The sequence below is a fragment of the Lacihabitans soyangensis genome (genome assembly GCF_024343775.1).
Lineage (GTDB): Bacteria > Bacteroidota > Bacteroidia > Cytophagales > Spirosomataceae > Leadbetterella > Leadbetterella soyangensis.
In genome coordinates, this window is the sequence record NZ_RJUF01000158.1 from 1 (window position 1) to 1,103 (window position 1,103).

At 36.0% G+C, this 1,103-nt stretch carries 2 protein-coding genes; both read left to right on the forward strand.

The features are described 5' to 3' along the window. Positions 1 to 238 precede the first annotated feature (238 nt). Positions 239 to 493, forward strand: coding sequence for a hypothetical protein (locus EGI31_RS15200; RefSeq protein ID WP_255037984.1), 255 nt, complete (start codon positions 239 to 241; stop codon positions 491 to 493). Between the two features lie 40 nt (positions 494 to 533). Continuing rightward, positions 534 to 887 (forward strand): nuclear transport factor 2 family protein, encoded by a 354-nt coding sequence (locus tag EGI31_RS15205; RefSeq protein ID WP_255037985.1) that lies wholly within the window; start codon positions 534 to 536, stop codon positions 885 to 887. Positions 888 to 1,103 lie beyond the last annotated feature (216 nt).

Sequence of the window (1,103 nt, forward strand, 5' to 3'; positions counted from 1 at the left end):
CTTCTTTTTCATAGACATAATTACAAAATTATTTTTGAATTTATGTCCGAGTTATTTGGGGTGCGTTACAACTAGGTACTTATAATTTTTATGACCTATACTTTCTTCCAATAATTCCTTAGTTTTAAGCCAAAGCTTGCCAACAAAACTGACTAACCTAAATTTGCTTGTGACCAAAAAAACTCCCAATTTCCCCAAATAATTCTTAAATTGGTTTCGAATAAATCACAGAGAAATCATGCAAGAAAAACAACTAAACGAACTGACCGACGAGGAGCTATTGAAAAAATGGAAAGACACCAAAACGCCTTACCTATTTGTGATGGCTACTATTATAGTGTCCGTCATATTCACCTTTATCAGGATGTTTATCAGCGACTTTGAGTTTTCTATGCTGGCTGTACCTTTTTTTGTAGGCATCATTGCCTTTACTATCAACAATAACTATAAGGCTGTTGAGGCAGAAATGAAGGCTCGGAACTTGAAATTGTAACACCATTTTAATTAAAAACCGACATACTTTTACCAAAACCATGACCAAACAAGAAATTGCCCTCGCTTTCTCAAATGGTGAGTTTGAAAAAACCACAGAATTCATTGCCGAAAATGCCGTTTGGGAGGTGGTGGAAGAAAATACATTTATTGGCAAAGAGGCCATCATAGAAAACTGCAATCAGGTTGCGGCATATTTTAAGTCTGTCACCACGGACTTCAAGACATTGAATATTATCGCTCAAGACAACAAAATAGTTATCAACGGTACAGCTGAATTCAGCAGAAATGGTCAAAGAATTTCGTTTGTTTCGGCTTGTGATTTGTATGAATTTAATGAGAATGATCTAATCCAGCGGATTACTTCCTATTGTATTGTCACTGCTCAAGGTTGATCGCTTTTTTTAACCGCAAAGAACGCTAAGGAAATGCTCGCAAAGAACGCCAAGAAAGCCTCACTCCTACTTTAAAGTACTAAATATTAACCCTTTGTGATACTTTGTGGATTTCTTTGAGAGCCTTTGTGAAACAATTCTCAAAGTTTATAACCGCACGAAAAAACCATCCGAATCGAAAATTTCAACCCCCATTTATTTGGAACCTTCAAACAT

What these genes read in the sequence shown, in the direction of transcription:
- EGI31_RS15205 (WP_255037985.1), top strand. Translation starts at nt 534, where the DNA reads ATGACCAAACAAGAAATTGCCCTCGCTTTCTCAAATGGTGAGTTTGAA.
- EGI31_RS15200 (WP_255037984.1), top strand. Translation starts at nt 239, where the DNA reads ATGCAAGAAAAACAACTAAACGAACTGACCGACGAGGAGCTATTGAAA.